Source organism: Bradyrhizobium sp. 2TAF36, assembly GCF_052114925.1.
Classification (GTDB): domain Bacteria; phylum Pseudomonadota; class Alphaproteobacteria; order Rhizobiales; family Xanthobacteraceae; genus Bradyrhizobium; species Bradyrhizobium barranii.
Genome location: NZ_JBFRFR010000030.1, coordinates 97,813 through 113,915 on the forward strand (window position 1 = coordinate 97,813; position 16,103 = coordinate 113,915).

At 64.0% G+C, this 16,103-nt stretch carries 16 protein-coding genes; 2 read left to right on the forward strand and 14 right to left on the reverse strand.

The window, feature by feature from the left end; translation table 11 throughout:
- Positions 1–12 precede the first annotated feature (12 nt).
- Together AB4Z51_RS18685 and AB4Z51_RS18690 are read right to left on the reverse strand one after the other, a co-directional pair.
- Complete coding sequence (locus AB4Z51_RS18685) at positions 13–798, reverse strand: 2-keto-4-pentenoate hydratase (RefSeq protein WP_135213960.1); 786 nt, start codon at positions 796–798, stop codon at positions 13–15.
- A gap of 6 nt (positions 799–804) precedes the next feature.
- Positions 805–1,374: a L,D-transpeptidase family protein gene (locus AB4Z51_RS18690; protein WP_167767937.1), complete on the reverse strand. Its 570-nt coding sequence runs from the start codon at positions 1,372–1,374 to the stop codon at positions 805–807.
- Between the two features lie 204 nt (positions 1,375–1,578).
- Between AB4Z51_RS18690 and AB4Z51_RS18695 the strand changes: the two genes are divergently transcribed.
- Together AB4Z51_RS18695 and AB4Z51_RS18700 are read left to right on the forward strand one after the other, a co-directional pair.
- Entirely contained in the window at positions 1,579–2,265 is a 687-nt protein-coding gene (locus AB4Z51_RS18695) for a response regulator transcription factor (protein ID WP_007598630.1), read from the forward strand.
- 59 nt (positions 2,266–2,324) lie between these two features.
- Complete coding sequence (locus AB4Z51_RS18700; protein WP_135213958.1) at positions 2,325–2,771, forward strand: cyclic nucleotide-binding domain-containing protein; 447 nt, start codon at positions 2,325–2,327, stop codon at positions 2,769–2,771.
- A 14-nt stretch (positions 2,772–2,785) separates the two neighbouring features.
- Here AB4Z51_RS18700 and xth read toward each other — a convergent pair whose 3' ends face one another.
- From xth to AB4Z51_RS18760, 12 genes are all read right to left on the reverse strand, one after another.
- Positions 2,786–3,601, reverse strand: coding sequence for an exodeoxyribonuclease III (xth, locus tag AB4Z51_RS18705; RefSeq protein ID WP_135213957.1), 816 nt, complete (start codon positions 3,599–3,601; stop codon positions 2,786–2,788).
- Positions 3,602–3,802: 201 nt separating this feature from the next.
- Positions 3,803–4,546, reverse strand: coding sequence for an outer membrane lipoprotein carrier protein LolA (locus tag AB4Z51_RS18710; RefSeq protein ID WP_441497773.1), 744 nt, complete (start codon positions 4,544–4,546; stop codon positions 3,803–3,805).
- Between the two features lie 150 nt (positions 4,547–4,696).
- Positions 4,697–7,180, reverse strand: a complete 2,484-nt coding sequence (locus AB4Z51_RS18715; protein WP_085403073.1) for a DNA translocase FtsK — start codon at positions 7,178–7,180, stop codon at positions 4,697–4,699.
- A 9-nt stretch (positions 7,181–7,189) separates the two neighbouring features.
- Positions 7,190–8,404, reverse strand: a complete 1,215-nt coding sequence (locus AB4Z51_RS18720) for an aminotransferase class I/II-fold pyridoxal phosphate-dependent enzyme (RefSeq protein ID WP_167767936.1) — start codon at positions 8,402–8,404, stop codon at positions 7,190–7,192.
- A gap of 321 nt (positions 8,405–8,725) precedes the next feature.
- On the reverse strand, positions 8,726–9,130 hold the full coding sequence (locus tag AB4Z51_RS18725) for a GFA family protein (RefSeq protein ID WP_135213955.1): 405 nt from the start codon (positions 9,128–9,130) through the stop codon (positions 8,726–8,728).
- A 137-nt stretch (positions 9,131–9,267) separates the two neighbouring features.
- Positions 9,268–10,866: a caspase family protein gene (locus tag AB4Z51_RS18730; protein ID WP_135213954.1), complete on the reverse strand. Its 1,599-nt coding sequence runs from the start codon at positions 10,864–10,866 to the stop codon at positions 9,268–9,270.
- A 217-nt stretch (positions 10,867–11,083) separates the two neighbouring features.
- Positions 11,084–12,532 (reverse strand): ammonium transporter, encoded by a 1,449-nt coding sequence (locus AB4Z51_RS18735; RefSeq protein ID WP_085403070.1) that lies wholly within the window; start codon positions 12,530–12,532, stop codon positions 11,084–11,086.
- 37 nt (positions 12,533–12,569) lie between these two features.
- A complete protein-coding gene (locus AB4Z51_RS18740) occupies positions 12,570–12,908 on the reverse strand; it encodes a P-II family nitrogen regulator (protein ID WP_008142813.1) in 339 nt (112 codons plus the stop codon).
- 392 nt (positions 12,909–13,300) lie between these two features.
- Entirely contained in the window at positions 13,301–13,903 is a 603-nt protein-coding gene (locus tag AB4Z51_RS18745) for an ATP-dependent Clp protease proteolytic subunit (RefSeq protein ID WP_441497774.1), read from the reverse strand.
- A gap of 42 nt (positions 13,904–13,945) precedes the next feature.
- Positions 13,946–14,302: an SRPBCC family protein gene (locus AB4Z51_RS18750; RefSeq protein ID WP_135213952.1), complete on the reverse strand. Its 357-nt coding sequence runs from the start codon at positions 14,300–14,302 to the stop codon at positions 13,946–13,948.
- Between the two features lie 12 nt (positions 14,303–14,314).
- Positions 14,315–14,629 (reverse strand): ArsR/SmtB family transcription factor, encoded by a 315-nt coding sequence (locus AB4Z51_RS18755; protein ID WP_014490770.1) that lies wholly within the window; start codon positions 14,627–14,629, stop codon positions 14,315–14,317.
- A gap of 43 nt (positions 14,630–14,672) precedes the next feature.
- Complete coding sequence (locus tag AB4Z51_RS18760; protein ID WP_441497775.1) at positions 14,673–15,974, reverse strand: ammonium transporter; 1,302 nt, start codon at positions 15,972–15,974, stop codon at positions 14,673–14,675.
- Positions 15,975–16,103 lie beyond the last annotated feature (129 nt).

Genomic DNA, 16,103 nt, shown 5'->3' on the forward strand with positions numbered 1-16,103 from the left:
CGACGGCGGTGGTTACGCAAACCCCACCGACACCTGCCCCAGCACACCAAAATCCACCGCGAAATGATCGCCGGCCTGGATCGGCAGCGGCGGATGGCACGTGCCTGTCGTCACCGCCTCCCCTGCCCTCAAGGTGATGCCGAGCCCGCGCAGCTCGTTGGCAAGCCAGGCCAAGGCAACACGGGGATCGCCGAGCACGTTCTTGCCGTGGCCGAGATAGCGCTGGCCGCGCAGCGTGATCTGCGGCCGCTCCTCGACGAGATCCATGGCGCGCCAGTTCGCAGTCGTCGCTGCGCCCAGCACGAACAGATGCGCGCAGGCATTGTCGGCGATGAGCTGTGCCTCGCCGGCGCTGGCGAAATCGCCAAAGCGCGAGTCGGGAATCTCGATCGCGGGATGCAAGGTGTCCACGGCGGCGAGCACGTCGTCGACACTGTACGGCGTCGCGCGCGGCGGCAGATCGCGGCGCATGACGAAGGCGAACTCCGGCTCGCCGACGCGCATCTCGTTGCCCTTCATCGACGCCGAGCCGCCGTCGGCGATCACGGTGTCGCTCATGATGCGGCCGGCCAGCGGTCCCGCGACGTTGATGTGCTTCTGTCCGGCCTCGCTTGTCGCCGCGATCTTCCAACCGAACAGCTTTCCAAGCGATTGGTTTTCGAGGACGGCCTGGATGGCATAGCCATCGGCGCGGCTCTGCGGCCGCAACCGCGGCTCCAGCGCGTCAAACTTGGTGCCGTCGCGCCAATGTTTGACCAGGACCTGCGATGCGGCGGCGATCTGATCCTTGTCGAGCATGTGCCCTCACCCGATGATGATTCTTGTTCTTGGTCCCAGGCGCCGCAGCAATTGCAGCATCGCCGCTTTGGTCATCGAGACGCAGCCCGCGGTCGGCCCGAAATTGTCGCGCGCCAGATGCAAAAACACCGCACTGCCGCGGCCGGCGATACGCGGTCTGGTGTTGTGGTCGATTTCGATGATGAAGTCATAGAGATGGTCGGTCCGCTTGAGACGGTCACCGCCCTGCTCCGGTCCGAGCCGGATCGCCTGATTGTAGTGGCGATCTCCGGCGTCCTCGCACCAGGCGTCCGTGTCGCCGATGGTCCGGGCCGGAAGAAAGGTCCGCGGACGGCTGTGGCGGTCGCCCCGCCACCATAATTGCCTGGGACGGAAGCTGCCCCTCGGGGTGCCGCCATCGCCCTCGCGCTTGTTTGCCAGGATTCCGCCCCGCCCCAGCGCCACCGGGATCGTCAGCGCGCCGGCCGTCAGCCAGCCCCGGCGCGGATTCCCGGCAGCAGGTTTAACGCGGATCGCTCGAAGCGGTCCGGAGCTTCGATTCCTTGGGTAACTAGCTGAATCCGCTTTGCTTTTCATGTGAACGTGCGATGTCGAATTCATTACAGGACATTCATCAAAACGGCCTGAGATTCTGAGTTAGAGTGCTTCTGGCTTGTGAATCGGTAACAGCCCACTACTTCAACACGAACAACAATAATAACGGCGACCCCCCTAACTTTCCCTCGCGGCTGGGTGCAGCATGCATGCGCGCCGAGCCGGACTCCAAAAGGATGACCCCCTATGGCCAATGCCCGCAAGATCCTCATCGTGGATGACGATACCGATCTGCGCGATACGTTGGTGGAGCAATTATCGCTGCACGAAGAATTTGAGGCCTCCGCCGTCGATACCGGCGCCAAGGGTGCGAGCGCCGCGAAGGCCAATGCCCCCGATCTGGTCCTGATGGATGTCGGCCTGCCCGACACCGATGGCCGCGAGGTGGTTCGTTCCTTGCGCAAGGGCGGCTTCAAGGCCCCGATCATCATGCTCACCGGGCATGACACCGATTCCGACACGATTTTGGGGCTGGAATCCGGCGCCAACGACTACGTCGCAAAACCCTTCCGTTTCGCCGTGCTGCTGGCCCGCATCCGCGCCCAGCTCCGCCAGCACGAGGCGAGCGAGGACGCGGTGTTCTCGGTCGGCCCCTACTCCTTCCGCCCGGGCTCGAAGATGCTGACCGCGGCCAATGCCCGCAAGGTCCGGCTCACCGAGAAGGAAACCGCCATCCTCCGCTTCCTCTACCGGGCCGGCCAGATGCCGGTCTCGCGCGAGACCCTGCTCCAGGAGGTCTGGGGCTATAATTCCGGCGTCACCACCCACACGCTGGAAACCCACATCTACCGCCTCCGCCAGAAGATCGAGAAGGACGCCGCCAATCCGGAGATCCTGGTCACGGAAGCCGGTGGCTACAAGCTGGTGCCGTGATACGCTTTAGGGGCGTGCGAATCGTTTTAGATCGCATGCCCTTTGAGCCCCGGACCTGAATGTCAATCGACGACGACGTAGCGCTTCTTGAGCGTGTCCCGACACTGCGCTTGTTGGGAGAGGCGTCGTTGCGCATGCTGGCGATCGGCTCCGAGCAGCGTAATTTCGTCCGCGGCGACGTCCTGTTCAATCTCGGCGACGAAGCCGATGCCGGATACGTGGTTCAACGCGGCGCCTTTCGGGTCGACGACGGCGCCGGCGCGGAGATGATCGCAGGTCCCGGCGCGCTGATCGGCGAGCTCGCGCTGGTGGTGCCGATGAAGCGGCCGTCGAGCGCGGTCGCGCTGGAGCACGCCTCCGTCATCCGCGTCGCGCGCAGCTTGTTTCAACGCGTGCTCGAGAGTGACCCCGCGGCTGCGGTGCGCCTGCGTGACGAATTCGCGGTGCGCTCCAGCCAGATCGCGAGCGATATCCTGATGGCGGGCGCGAAGCTGACGTCGTCGTAGCCCGGACGGCGCCGTCAAAGCTCCAGCGTCACCGTCACCGGCACGTGGTCCGACGGGCGCTCCCAGCTCCGCGCGTCGCGCAGGATCTTGAAATCGCTGACCGCGTCCTTCAATGCGCGCGAGACCCAGATGTGGTCGAGCCTGCGGCCGCGATCACCGACGGTCCAGTCGGCGGAGCGATAGCTCCACCACGTATAGACCTTCTCCGACATCGGAAAACGCTCGCGCGCGACGTCGACCCACTCACCGGCTGCCAGCGCGGCTTGCAGCTTCTCGGTCTCCACAGGTGTATGCGAAACCACTTTCAGAAGCTGCTTGTGCGACCAGACGTCGTTCTCGTGCGGCGCGACGTTGAGGTCGCCGACCAGGATGTGGCGATCCTGCCCGCGCGGATGCAGCGGCTCGCAGGCCTTCATCTCGTCGAGGAAGCGAAGCTTGTGGTCGAATTTCTCGTTCAGCGCGGGATCGGGAATGTCGCCGCCGGCGGGCACGTAGAAATTATGCAGCACCAGCGGCTTTGCGATGCTGGCCTTCTCGCCGAACGAGACCGAGATGTGGCGCGAATCCACCTTGTCGCAGAAGGTGCGGATGTCTTTCGATTCGAACGGAATCTTCGAGACGATGGCGACGCCGTGATAACCCTTCTGCCCGTTCAGCGCGACATGCTCATAGCCGAGCCGCTTGAAGCGCTTCAGCGGAAAGGCATCGTCGATGCACTTGGTCTCCTGGAGGCACAGCACGTCCGGCCGCGCGCTCTTGAGAAACTTCGCGACCAGGTCGATGCGCAGCCGCACCGAGTTGATGTTCCAGGTTGTCAGGGAAAGACGCATGAGGGATGCGTCTTAGCAAGCTCTCGTAGGGCGGGCAAAGGCGCAAAGCGCCGTGCCCACGTCTTTTAGGGGATGGGTGCAAGGTTCGTAGCAAGCCCTCGTAGGGTGGGCAAAGCGAAGCGTGCCCACCATGCCTGCCGCAAGGAGAGATGGTGGGCACGGCGCTAATGCGCCTTTGCCCACCCTACGGCAGTAGAGCTTTCAACCCGGCGATGGGCCGTAATTGGTGAAATCGATCTTGAACATGGCAGGATCGAGCTTCTTGCCCGCATCGAGATTGTAGACCGCGATCGTGGTGTCGTAGCCCTGCGGGTCGGTGACGGTCCACTGCTTCAACTGACCGTCCTTGGCGCCGAACATCAGCAGCAGGCGGCTGGTGCCGACCAGCGCCTGCTTCTCCTCGATGGTGACGCTGACGAAGACGTCGTCGGMGGAGACGTTGACGACATTCGTGTCCTTCATCAGGTCGATGCGATCGGACAGCAGGAAGCGCAGCGGCGTCTGCGACAGCGGATAGACATCCTGGGTCGCGAGCTTGCGGTCGCGTACCACCAGCGACGATCCGTCGGCGACGATGTCGATCGGGCTTGGCGCGTCATATTCGAAGCGCACCTTGCCGGGCTTCTGGATGTAGAAGTCGCCCTGCGTCTTGCTGCCGTCGGGGCCGACCTGGACGAAATTTCCAACCAGCGTCGACAGCGAGGACAGATAGGCGCTGACCTTGGCCGCCTGCGCCTTCTGGTTGGCGTCGAAGGTCTGGAAGATGCTGGTCGGCACGTTGCGGCGCGGATCCGGGATGACCGGGTTCGGCGGCGTCTGGGTCGCGCCGGTGACGGCGGGGCCTCCGCCATCGCGGCCCTTCGGCGCGGGCTTCGGCACAGGCACGGTCTGCGCGAACGACGCCGCGGTCACCATCGCGGCGGTGACGAGAAGCACGCCGGCCATGCGCGCGCTTCGCGCAGCGATGGTGGCAGCGAATCGAATGTCCGGATGTCTGATCAACGCGTCGTCCTGTGTGGCTGGGCGCCCTTTTAGCGTGATTTCGCTACTGCAGATATCGATTTTGCGTGAAATTATGTTCAGAGGCGGCTCGCCTCACATGTGGCTGTCTTCTTCCTCGACCAGAATCTCGCGCTTTCCGGCGTGGTTGGCGGGTCCGACGATGCCTTCCAGTTCCATGCGCTCCATCAAGGAGGCGGCACGGTTATAGCCGATCTGGAGCCGGCGCTGGATATAGCTGGTCGAGGCCTTGCGGTCGCGTTTGACGATGGCCACGGCCTGTTGGAAGAGATCGCCGCCGCCATCCGCGCCCATGCCGCTGGCGTCGAACACGGCGCCACCGTCCTCGTCCTCGGTCGGCTCTTCGGCCGTGACGGCCTCGAGGTATTCGGGCTGGCCCTGCGTCTTGAGGTGACGCACCACCTTCTCGACTTCCTCGTCCGACGCGAAAGGTCCGTGCACGCGGCTGATGCGGCCGCCGCCCGCCATGTAGAGCATGTCGCCCTGCCCGAGCAGCTGCTCGGCGCCCATCTCGCCCAGGATGGTGCGGCTGTCGATCTTGGACGTCACCTGGAAGGCGATCCGGGTCGGGAAGTTCGCCTTGATGGTGCCGGTGATGACGTCCACGGACGGACGCTGCGTCGCGAGGATCACATGCAGGCCGGCGGCGCGCGCCATCTGCGCGAGGCGCTGCACCGCGCCTTCGATGTCCTTGCCGGCGACCATCATCAGGTCGGCCATTTCGTCGACGATGATGACGATGTAGGGCAGCGGGTCGAGCGAGAGCTTCTCTTCCTCGTAGATCGCCTTGCCGGTTTCCTTGTCGAAGCCGGTGTGCACCGTGCGCGTCGGTTCCTCGCCCTTGGCCTTCAATTCGAGCAGGCGCGTATTGTAGCCGTCGATGTTGCGCACACCGAGCTTGGCCATGTTCTTGTAGCGCTCTTCCATCTCGCGCACGGCCCATTTCAGCGCGACCACCGCCTTCTTCGGATCGGTCACGACGGGCGTCAGCAGATGGGGAATGCCGTCATAGACGGAGAGTTCGAGCATCTTCGGATCGACCATGATCAGGCGGCACTGGTCCGGGCGCAGCCGGTAGACCAGGCTGAGGATCATGGTGTTGATGGCGACCGACTTGCCGGACCCGGTGGTGCCGGCGATCAGCATGTGCGGCGTGCGCGCGAGGTCGATGATCACGGGGTCGCCGCCGATGGTCTTGCCGAGGCAGAGCGGCAGCTTCGCAACCGAATCGACAGTCTCCTTGGCGACCAGCAGCTCGCGCAGATAGACCTTTTCGCGATGCGCATTCGGTAGCTCGATGCCGATGGCGTTACGGCCGGGTACGACGGCGACGCGTGCCGACAGCGCGCTCATCGAACGGGCGATATCGTCGGCGAGACCGATCACGCGCGATGACTTGATGCCGGGCGCCGGCTCGAGCTCGTACAGTGTGACCACGGGACCCGGATTGGCTTTCACGATCTCGCCGCGCACGCCGAAATCCTGCAGCACGCCTTCGAGCGAACGCGAATTGGCTTCCAGCTCAGCCTTGCTGAGCGGCTGGCGATCGCCCGCCTTGGGCGCGGCCAGCACGGACACGGACGGAAGCTCGAACTTGTCGGAGGATTTCTTGGAAGCGGCCTTCGGTGCAGCCTTCTTGCGCGGGGCGCGCGCGGCGGGCTCCTGCTCTTCCTCCTCCTCCTCGTCTTCCTCTTCTTCGTGCTCGTCCTCGTCAATTTCGTCTTCGGACTGCGGCGAGATCGACGGCGCGGCGCGGCCGGCGCCGAGATTCGGCTCCTGGCGGCTGAACGCAACGGCTTTGGTCTTCGGTCCGCTCGAGACCAGCGAGCGGTAAGCGGTGCCGAGCAGCCAGATCAGCCGCGCCTTCGTGCTCATCAATGCGTGGAACAGCCACCCCAGCGACACCGAGCCGCGATCGCTCTCCTCGTCTTCGTCGAGCGGCTTGTCGTCGTCCTCGATCTCCGCGAACTCGTCGTCATGCGCGCGCGCGCCGAGGCCGCAGGCGATCAGGAAGGTCGCGCCCATCGCGGCGAACAGGATCGTGCCCAGCACCATGCGATAGATCGTGCCCGCCGGTCCGAAAATCACCGCGGGCGCGCGTACGAGCGCATCGCCGACCACGCCGCCGAGGCCGGTCGGCAGCGGCCAGGCGCCGCCATGCGGCCAGCAGCTGGCAAAGCCCGCAGCGATCACGGTGCAGAGAATCCAGGAACCGAGCCGCAGCGCCTCGCGGTCGAACGGGCGATGGGTCATCATGCGCCAGCCCCAGACCGCGACCGTCAGGACCAGCATGATCGCGCCGAGCCCGAGGATCTGCATCGCAAGGTCGGCGCCAATCGCGCCGGCATAGCCGAGAATGTTGCGGATCGGCCGTGAGGTCGCGTGGCTGAGGCTTGGATCCTGCACCGACCAGGTCATCAGCGCGGCCGAGGCGACGCCGGACAATGCAATCAGGCCGAAACCGGTGAGCTCGCGCATACGCCGCGCCAGCCCCTCGCGGATCGACGGTGGCAGATGGCCGACTAGTGGAATGACACGTTCGATTGCCGACATGCTCATGGGCCCCGCCTAACCCAGAGTCTCGACCAGGCGGTGCAGCGCCTGCGCCGTGGTCTCGCCATCCTGCACCAGCGCAAGGCGAATGAAACCTGCGCCCGGATTGAAGCCGTCGGGCTGGAGCCGCGCCAGATAGCTGCCGGGCACCACGCGTACGCCTGCTTCCTTGAAGAGCTTGAGTGTGATCGACACGTCGTCGCCGAGCGCGGACGTGTTGAGCCAGACGCAGAAGCCTGCGTCAGGTCGGCGATAGCCGTAACGATCGCCGATGATCTGGTCGGCGAGATCGAACTTGATCCGGTAGAGCCTGCGGTTCTCCTCGACATGCGCCTCGTCGCCATAGGCAACGGTCGCGACATGCTGGAGCGGTACCGGCACCTGCGGCGCTGCGATGTTGCGCAGCTCGAGGAACATGCCGATGAATCGCTTGTCGCCGGCGGCGAAACCGACGCGCAGGCCCGGCAGGTTGGAGCGCTTCGACAGCGACTGGAACGCAACCACGCGGGTGAAATCAGGACCGGCGCATTCGAGCGCGCTGCCCGGGGCCTCGCGGGTGTAGATCTCGGAATAGCACTCGTCGCTGAGGATCACGAAGCCGTAGCGGTCGGCGAGCTGCTTCAACCGCCTGAAATAGTCGGGCTTGGCGACCGAGCCCTGCGGATTGGCGGGCGAGGCCAGATAGAACGCCACCGTGCGCGCCAGCGTCGCTTCGTCGATGGCATCGAGATCGGGCAGAAAGCCGTTTTCCACGGTGGTCGGCAGGTAGACCGGCTCGCAGGCCGCGGCTCGGGCGCCGGCGCCATAGACCGGATAGAACGGGTTCGGCATCAGGATGGCGGGCTTGCCGGGGCGCGGGCCGACATAGCGCGCGGCCGCGATCGCGGCGAGGAACAGCCCCTCGCGGCTGCCATTGAGGACGAGAATCTCGTTCTCGGGGTCGAGCGGCCGCGGCAGCTTGAAGCGCGACGACAGCCAGGCGCCGGCGGCGTTCCGGAACGGGTCGGTGCCCTTGTTCGCGGGGTAACGGCCGAAATCGGCGATGTGCTTGGCCAGCACCGGGCCGACGAAGTCAGGCACGGGATGCTGGGGCTCGCCGACTGCAAGCGTAATCAAGGGTTTACCCGGCTGATGGGGTGCCAGCAGCTCGTTCAGCCGGACGAAGGGCGAGCGTTCGCTATCGGAGCTTCCACTGTCCTGCGGCGCACGGGATGAAGCGGTTATAGCCATTCTGGACGCCAGCACTCTTGGAACAGCCGGTCGCACCAAGGCGCCGGCGGGAAGCGGTTCACTTCACCATAGATAGGGCGAGGTTAAGACGCGATTAACCATCGGCTTTCCGCGCCATCAAGAGTCATTTCCGTGACCTGGATTTGAGGTCCGGCCCGTTCAGAGCGGGAATAATGAGGCCGCGTACAATGGATGCGGGGTGGGCCTGGGTCTCGTCATGGCCGGGCTTGTCCCGGCCATCCACGGCCTTCCTGCCACGCCCCAGGAACGTTCATGCCCAGGGCAAGCCCGGGCATGACGAGTTTCCGGATATGGGCGCGCCTAGTGCCCCGGCAATTTCTCGAACGTCGCCATCCCCGCAGGGATCGCATGGAACTCCTGCTTGTCGCAGGTGTAGATCGCCATCTGCGGATGGAACTGCTTTGGCTCGTCCAGGGTGCCGACCTTCAGGATCGCCGCTGGCAGTCCCGGAACCTTGGTCACCAGATGGGTGCCGCATTCGGCGCAGAATTCGCGCGTGACGGCGCGTTCGAGATCGTTGCGCGTGAATTGCTTGGGCTGCCCGGTGATGTAGCTGAAGCCGGCCGCCGGCATCGCGATGAAGGTGTTGGGCGCGCCGCCCGAGATGTACTGGCACTCGCGGCAATGACACTGGGCCTGCATCATCGGATCGCCTTCGGCCACGTAGCGCACTTCGCCGCAATAGCATCCGCCTTCCAAACGCATGACGACCTCCCGATTTGTTTTTCGTTGTGGTCGATATTTCTGCGCCGGCAATCTGAAATGGCAATCTATTTCTTTTGCGCAACGGTCAAAAAGAACATGGCGTTCTCAATGGGAAGGCTGCGGAGAATGCCTTACGCCTATCGCTTGGCGATGCCGCAGCCGTTGAAAGCTCGACTTCTCCAGCATCCGCTGCTCATGCATTCCGCTTCCTGCCGCACGCAGAAGGTTGAGCCACAATTGGGCTGGCCGCCAAAACTGACGCAAGCCACCGCGCAATTTCTGCGCATCGTGGAGCAGCTCATCCCGTTGCCGCCCGGCGCGGCCTGTCCGCCGTCGCGCCGATCGGAAGGCGCAGCAGCCGCATTGTCATTGCGCTTTGCGGCGCGCTTCGGGTCGGGCTGCCTCCGCTCGGATTCTCCGCTTGGCGCTGATACCTTTGAAAAGTCGTAGCGACACGGCCAATAGGTTTCCGTGCGGACCCCAGCCCCTTTGGAAGCCTTCAGTTCGAGCACGATCTTGTATCGATAGGACGAGCCCGCGGCGCGATTCAGCGGATCCTTGTCGCCAATGATACCGTTGACGGAGATAGTGCTGTTGCCGTCCGCTTCGATCTTGCCGTCATAACTCACAGAGCCGGGCTTGCCCTCGTCCCCGAGCACCGTGTGCAGCACTCCTTCCTTGATGCGAAAGACATATTGGCGATGGGCTTCCGGAAAAGGCGGTTTGCTCTCGCAGCTTTCGTTGGCGATCCAGGTTCCGTCGAAAGTCGTCGGGCGCTTTGCGCTGTCGATGGATTTCGACAGCAGCTCGATGCGGTATTTCGCCAGGTCTGCAAAGGCGCAGGACGGGAAGCGAAGCAGATGATCCTTGAAGGCCGTGATGGTCCCGAGCGCGTCCGCACCGCGCCAATGGTCGGCGGCCTCTGCGCAAGGGTCAGTCCGAGGTGAAGATGGTGTCAGCGCCGCGGGTTCGGCTTTGCCATTGAGGTAAAACTCGCCGAAGAACGACAACGACAGCTCCGGGACCTGTGATCCCTTGGTGCGCTTGTAGACGCCGGCGCCGATGGTCTGGAACACTGTATTGATGTTGTCCCTGTCGCTGATGTGCTCCAGGAACGAGCTGGTATAGGGACTGTTGCGGCCGTTGCCGTCGTCGGCCGTGCGACCGGCCTGGGTCGCATAGGAGATGATGGTGCCCTCCGGGCTCTCCATCTTGGCCAGCCCGCGGCTGACGGTTACGCCGCGCCCCTGCCCGATGTTTCGCCGGAGCTCGTCCGCGAAGGGATTGTCGCGGCAGGCGTCGAGCACAAGGATGCGCAGGTTCTTGGCCTGCTGCAAATCCGCCAGGATCTCGTCGGCGCGCACCAGGCGCCGCAGATCAACCTCGTCGCGCACGACGGCATCGACGGGCACCAGATAGTTGACGCCTGCGAATTGCAGCGCGTGTCCGCTGTAATAGAACAGGGCGACGTCGGCGCCGCGGGCCTCGCGCGCAAAGCGAAGAACGGTGTCCTGCATGGCGGCCTGATCAAGATCGGTCGCGACCAGGGGCTCGAATCCCGATCGCTTCAGCGCCGCGCCGATGTCGGCCGCATCATTGGTCGGATTGGCGAGCGTGGGAACGTTCCGGTAGGCGCCGTTGCCAATCACCAGCGCAACGCGCTTGTCGGCCTTGGCGTCGAGGGCAGACAGGGCAAGCGACAGCAAACACAAAGCCACGAAACGCAACAGGCTCATGAGACCGTGCTCCGGACGGGAGCATGATATTCACCAGTTTCGGGACAATGCAATTTGGGCTTGGTGCAGGCGTGGCCGCTGCGACGATGCGGCGCGCCAAAAAGAAAGGGGCTCCAGCTTGCGCTGGAGCCCCTCAACGGTCGGGACATTGCCGGGTATGTGCCCCAAACCGTAGTTGTGGGCACGGCCCCCGCGGAGGCCGCGCCCGGGAGGAGAGTTACATGTTGTAGGCGCGCTCGGTGTGCTCGGTGATATCGAGGCCTTCACGCTCGGTCTCGACATTGGCGCGGAGGCCAACGATCACATCGACGACCTTGTAGAGGATCGCCGAACCGATGCCCGACCACACCAGCGTGGTGCAGACGCCCCAGAGCTGGGAGATCATCTGCGCCGCGAAGTCGTAATCGGCAACCTTCGGCGGGATCGCGGTGTAGTCGATGATGCCCGCACCACCCAGCGCCGGATTGACGAGGATGCCGGTGCCGAGGGCGCCGACGATGCCGCCGACGCAGTGCACGCCGAACACATCGAGGCTGTCATCGTAGCCGAGCGCGTTCTTCACGACGGTGCAGAAGAACAGGCAGACCACGCCGACCACGAGGCCGAGGACGATCGCACCCATCACGCCGGCGAAGCCGGCGGCAGGCGTGACGGCCACGAGGCCCGCGACAGCGCCGGAGATGACGCCGAGCACCGACGGGTGACCCTTCACGATCCACTCCGCGAACATCCACGACAGCGCGGCGGCCGCTGTGGCGACGAAGGAGTTGGTCATGGCGAGGGCTGCGCCGCCGTTGGCCTCGAGGTTGGAGCCGGCGTTGAAGCCGAACCAGCCGACCCAGAGCAGCGAGGCGCCGATCATCGACATGGTCAGCGAATGCGGAGCCATCAGCTCCTTGCCGTAGCCGACGCGCTTGCCGATCAGCAGAGCGCCGACGAGACCTGCGATGCCGGCGTTGATGTGCACCACGGTGCCGCCAGCGAAGTCGATCGCGCCCTTCTTGAAGATCCAGCCGGCGTCGGCGTTGATCTCGTCGAGCTTGGCCTGCGCCGCGGTCTTCGCAGCCGCATCAGTGGCAGCAGCGAGTGCCTTGGCAGCGTCCTGGATCATGTCCGGGCCGGGCCAGTACCAGACCATGTGCGCGATCGGGAAGTAGATCAGCGTGACCCAGAGCGGGATGAAGAGCGCGATTGCCGCGAACTTCATGCGCTCGGCGAAGGCGCCGACGATGAGGGCCGGCGTGATCGCCGCGAAGGTCATCTGGAAGCACATATAGATGAGCTCCGAGATGTTGGCGTCGACCGAGAAGGTCGCGGCCTTCGAGTCGGTGGTGACGCCCATCATGAAGGCCTTGGAGAAGCCGCCGATGAAGTCGGAGCCGCCGGTGAAGGTGAGGCTGTAGCCGTACACGGCCCAGATCACGGTGACGACGCAGACGGTGTAGAACACCTGCATCAGCACGGAGAGCATGTTCTTGGAACGGACGAGGCCGCCGTAGAACAGCGCGAGGCCGGGGATCGTCATCAACAGCACGAGCACTGTCGATGTCAGCATCCAGGCGTTGTCTCCCTTGTTGACCGTTGGCTCGGCATAGGCCGCGGTCGCAGCGAACATGCCGACTGCGAGAGCCGCCAATCCCGCGCCATAGGGACGCTTAAACGTCATTTTATTCACTCCTGATTGGTAAAGGTTGAGCGCGAAATCAAAGGGCCGCGGCATCGGCCTCGCCGGTGCGGATGCGAACCGCATGGTCGAGGTTGATGACGAAGATCTTGCCGTCGCCGATCTGCCCGGTTTTCGCGGCGGACGTGATGGCGTCGATGGTCTTGTCGACCTGGTCGGAGGCGACAGCGACCTCGATCTTGATCTTGGGCAGGAAGCTCACGGCGTATTCAGCACCGCGATAGATTTCCGTATGGCCTTTCTGGCGGCCATATCCCTTGACTTCCGTCACCGTGAGACCGTGAACGCCGATGGCGGTCAGGGCGTCACGGACTTCTTCCAGCTTGAATGGCTTGATAATCGCCATAACAATTTTCATGGGTCCTATCCCCGCTTGGCCCGGTCCGGACGTGGCCGGGCGTTTCTCGACTGGTTCGCCACGAGGGAGAAGTTCACTACGCGGGCACAGCCAGCACCCTTAGAATCAAATGCCGTGCCAGATCGGGCGCGTTGCCTAACGGACTATGAAAACGGGTGTTTTCGCGTTTGACGCGTGCTGCGGTGCAGTGCGCTATTACGTCGCGCTCAAAACGTGGTCACGCCTGATCAAAAAGCGGGCACGACAGGCTGTCGACACAATTGCTGCTCACGTGTCGGGCAGCACGAAGGTATTTAATTACAGAAGGGGACTGACAAAGGACCCCGCCGCCCTGCGAAATATCGAACCGGCCCTCGGCCTGCTCACTGGATGCGCGAAACCGGCCTGAATCGTCAGGCGGCCTCGCGCTCCGCAAAGACCCGGTCGATCAATCCCCATTCGACCCCTTGCTGCGCGGTCATGAAGTGGTCGCGGTCCAGGGTCCGTTCCACCTCCGCGTCGGTGCGCCCGCAATGCTGCGCGTAGAGCCGGGTGATGCGCCGCTTGGTCTCCTGCATTTCGTTGGCATGGATCAGGATGTCGGACGCCTGGCCCTGGAAGCCGCCGAGCGGCTGATGCACGTGAAGGCTCGCATTGGGCAGCGCGGCGCGGTGACCCGGCTCGCCGGCCATCAGCAGCAACGAGCCCATCGAGCGCGCGGTGCCCATGCACAGCGTATGAACCGGCGCCTTGATGAACTGCATGGTGTCGTACATGGCGAGACCAGAGGTGACCACGCCGCCATAGGAGTTGATGTAGAGATTGATAGGCCTGTTCGGATTCTCCGCCTCCAGGAACAACAATTGCGCGCACACCAGTCCGGACATCGCATCATTGACCTCGCCGTTGAGGAAGATGATGCGTTCGCGCAGGAGTCGCGAATAGATGTCGAAGGATCGCTCGCCGCGGGCGGATTGTTCGACGACCATAGGGACGAGCTGAAGCATGTCGCGCATTGGCGACCTCCATGTTTGCAGGTGACGAAGTCTTGTTGGTGTTTAAGCCGCCGCGCGCATCAGGCAGCAATTGCTGTTGGCCGGCTGCGGCAGCTTTGTTTGCTCTTCGCAGGCTTGCTGGATGATGCGGAAGCGTGTGCCGCCGTCCTCGTTCGGCTCGATCCGGAAGATGACGTGGCTCTCGCGAAACGGCGGCTCTGAATCGCGAAGTCGGTAGCGCACCTCTTCGCCTGCGATCGTTGATTCAGGCTCGGCGCCTGCAAGGTCGCAATCCGGCAACCAGCGCTCGCGCAAGGCCGGAATGGTCACGGCGCGCCAGACCTTTGCTGGCGGCGCATCGAAATCAAATTCAAGTACCAGGGCTTCGTCGGGACGATCAGGCTTCGCGGCGTCGCTCATTGATCCCAGTCCTTATTGATCCATGTCCTTGAGGAGATCGGCGAGTGCTTCCATGCGCTTCGGCCAGTAGGCACGGTAGCGCGCAAGCCATGTGCCGATGGCCACGATTCCGTCCGGGTCGACTTCGTAATTCACGAAGCGGCCCTGTCGCTGTTCGCGCACGAGGCCTGCCGCGCGCAGCACCGAAAGATGCTGCGACATCGCCGGCTGGCTGATCTCCAAACCGTCGCGCAAAGCGCTGGCATTCAGGCTTCCGCCGGCGAGCTTCTCAAAGACTTTTCGGCGCGTCGGGTCGGCCAGTGCCTTGAAGATGTCGGCTTCGATCATGCCAACACATAAGCATTTACTTATGTGTCGCGCAAGCCCCCGATTACTGAAGCGCTTCTCCGTGCTGCGAGATATCCAGTCCCTCCAGCTCGTGCTCACGGGATACGCGCAGGGGCACGAACAGGGAGACCAGCTTGAGCAGGACGAAACTCACGCCGGCCGCCCAGACGAAGGTGACGGCGACCCCGTAGAGCTGGATCAGCAATTGCTGCGGATGGCCCTCGATCAGGCCGGCGGTGCCGCCGATCGCGCTGGTCGCGAACACGCCGGCCAGCAGCGTGCCGGTCAGGCCGCCGATGCCGTGGACGCCGAACACGTCGAGGGAATCGTCATAGTTGAAGCGGTGCTTGAGCCAGGTGCAGGCCCAGTAACAGACCGCGCCGGCGACGATGCCGATGACGATGCCATGCCAGGGCGCGACGAAGCCCGAAGTCGGCGTGATCGTGCCGAGCCCGGCGACCGCGCCGGAGATCATGCCGAGCACCGAAGGCTTGCGCCGGGTCGACCATTCGATCGCGCCCCAGGTCAGCGCGCCGGAGCAGGCCGCAAGATGCGTCGCGATGATCGCCAGCACCGCGCGCGAATTGGCTGCGCCCGCCGAGCCGCCGTTGAAGCCGAACCAGCCGACCCACAACAGGCCGGTGCCCATCACCGCGAGCGACAGATCGAACGGCGACAGATTTTCGGTGCCGTAGCCGTGGCGGCGGCCCATCACCTTGGCGGCGACGAGGCCGGCGGTGCCGGCCGACAGATGCACGACGAGGCCGCCGGCGAAATCCAGCACGCCCATGCTGGCGAGGAAGCCGCCGCCCCACACCCAATGCGCCAGCGGAATGTAGACGAAGATGAACCAGGCGACCGAGAACACCAGATAGGCGGAGAATCGCATCCGGTCGGCGACCGAGCCCGCGACCAGCGCCACGGTGATGATGGCAAAGGTCATCTGGTACAGCATGAACAGCGCTTCCGGGATCGTCTTCGCCGCCGGGTTGACGCTGTCCATCGTCATGCCCGCGAGGAACCAGCGGTCGAGCGTTCCGATCCACGGCCCGTCGCCGACGAAGCAGAGCGAATAGCCGAACGCCACCCAGAGGATCGAGATCATCGTCACCGCGGCGAGGCTCTGCGCCATGGTGGCGAGCACGTTCTTCTTGCGCACCATGCCGGAATAGAACAGCGCCAAGCCGGGGATCGTCATCATCAGCACCAGCGCGGTGGCGACGATCATCCAGGCGGTGTCGGCGGTGTTGATCTCGGAATTCGCGGCCTGCGCAGGCGCGGCAATGATCGACATAAATCCGGCCGGCGCAGCCATAGCAGCTGCGCGGCGCAACAATCCCGCCATGTCATTCCCCCCGGCATCAATTGGCGTCGCACGCTGTGGCGTCGTTGCCCGGTGCGATCGAAGAAGGATCAAAGCGTTTTCGAGCGAAGTGGATACCGGTTCGCGTGAAGAAAACGCGTCAAAACAAAA

Coding starts and splice junctions, on each gene's coding strand:
- AB4Z51_RS18685 (WP_135213960.1), bottom strand. CDS start 798: ATGCTCGACAAGGATCAGATCGCCGCCGCATCGCAGGTCCTGGTCAAA.
- AB4Z51_RS18690 (WP_167767937.1), bottom strand. CDS start 1,374: ATGAAAAGCAAAGCGGATTCAGCTAGTTACCCAAGGAATCGAAGCTCC.
- AB4Z51_RS18695 (WP_007598630.1), top strand. CDS start 1,579: ATGGCCAATGCCCGCAAGATCCTCATCGTGGATGACGATACCGATCTG.
- AB4Z51_RS18700 (WP_135213958.1), top strand. CDS start 2,325: ATGTCAATCGACGACGACGTAGCGCTTCTTGAGCGTGTCCCGACACTG.
- xth (WP_135213957.1), bottom strand. CDS start 3,601: ATGCGTCTTTCCCTGACAACCTGGAACATCAACTCGGTGCGGCTGCGC.
- AB4Z51_RS18715 (WP_085403073.1), bottom strand. CDS start 7,180: ATGAGCATGTCGGCAATCGAACGTGTCATTCCACTAGTCGGCCATCTG.
- AB4Z51_RS18720 (WP_167767936.1), bottom strand. CDS start 8,404: ATGGCTATAACCGCTTCATCCCGTGCGCCGCAGGACAGTGGAAGCTCC.
- AB4Z51_RS18725 (WP_135213955.1), bottom strand. CDS start 9,130: ATGCGTTTGGAAGGCGGATGCTATTGCGGCGAAGTGCGCTACGTGGCC.
- AB4Z51_RS18730 (WP_135213954.1), bottom strand. CDS start 10,866: ATGAGCCTGTTGCGTTTCGTGGCTTTGTGTTTGCTGTCGCTTGCCCTG.
- AB4Z51_RS18735 (WP_085403070.1), bottom strand. CDS start 12,532: ATGACGTTTAAGCGTCCCTATGGCGCGGGATTGGCGGCTCTCGCAGTC.
- AB4Z51_RS18740 (WP_008142813.1), bottom strand. CDS start 12,908: ATGAAAATTGTTATGGCGATTATCAAGCCATTCAAGCTGGAAGAAGTC.
- AB4Z51_RS18745 (WP_441497774.1), bottom strand. CDS start 13,903: ATGCGCGACATGCTTCAGCTCGTCCCTATGGTCGTCGAACAATCCGCC.
- AB4Z51_RS18750 (WP_135213952.1), bottom strand. CDS start 14,302: ATGAGCGACGCCGCGAAGCCTGATCGTCCCGACGAAGCCCTGGTACTT.
- AB4Z51_RS18755 (WP_014490770.1), bottom strand. CDS start 14,629: ATGATCGAAGCCGACATCTTCAAGGCACTGGCCGACCCGACGCGCCGA.
- AB4Z51_RS18760 (WP_441497775.1), bottom strand. CDS start 15,974: ATGGCGGGATTGTTGCGCCGCGCAGCTGCTATGGCTGCGCCGGCCGGA.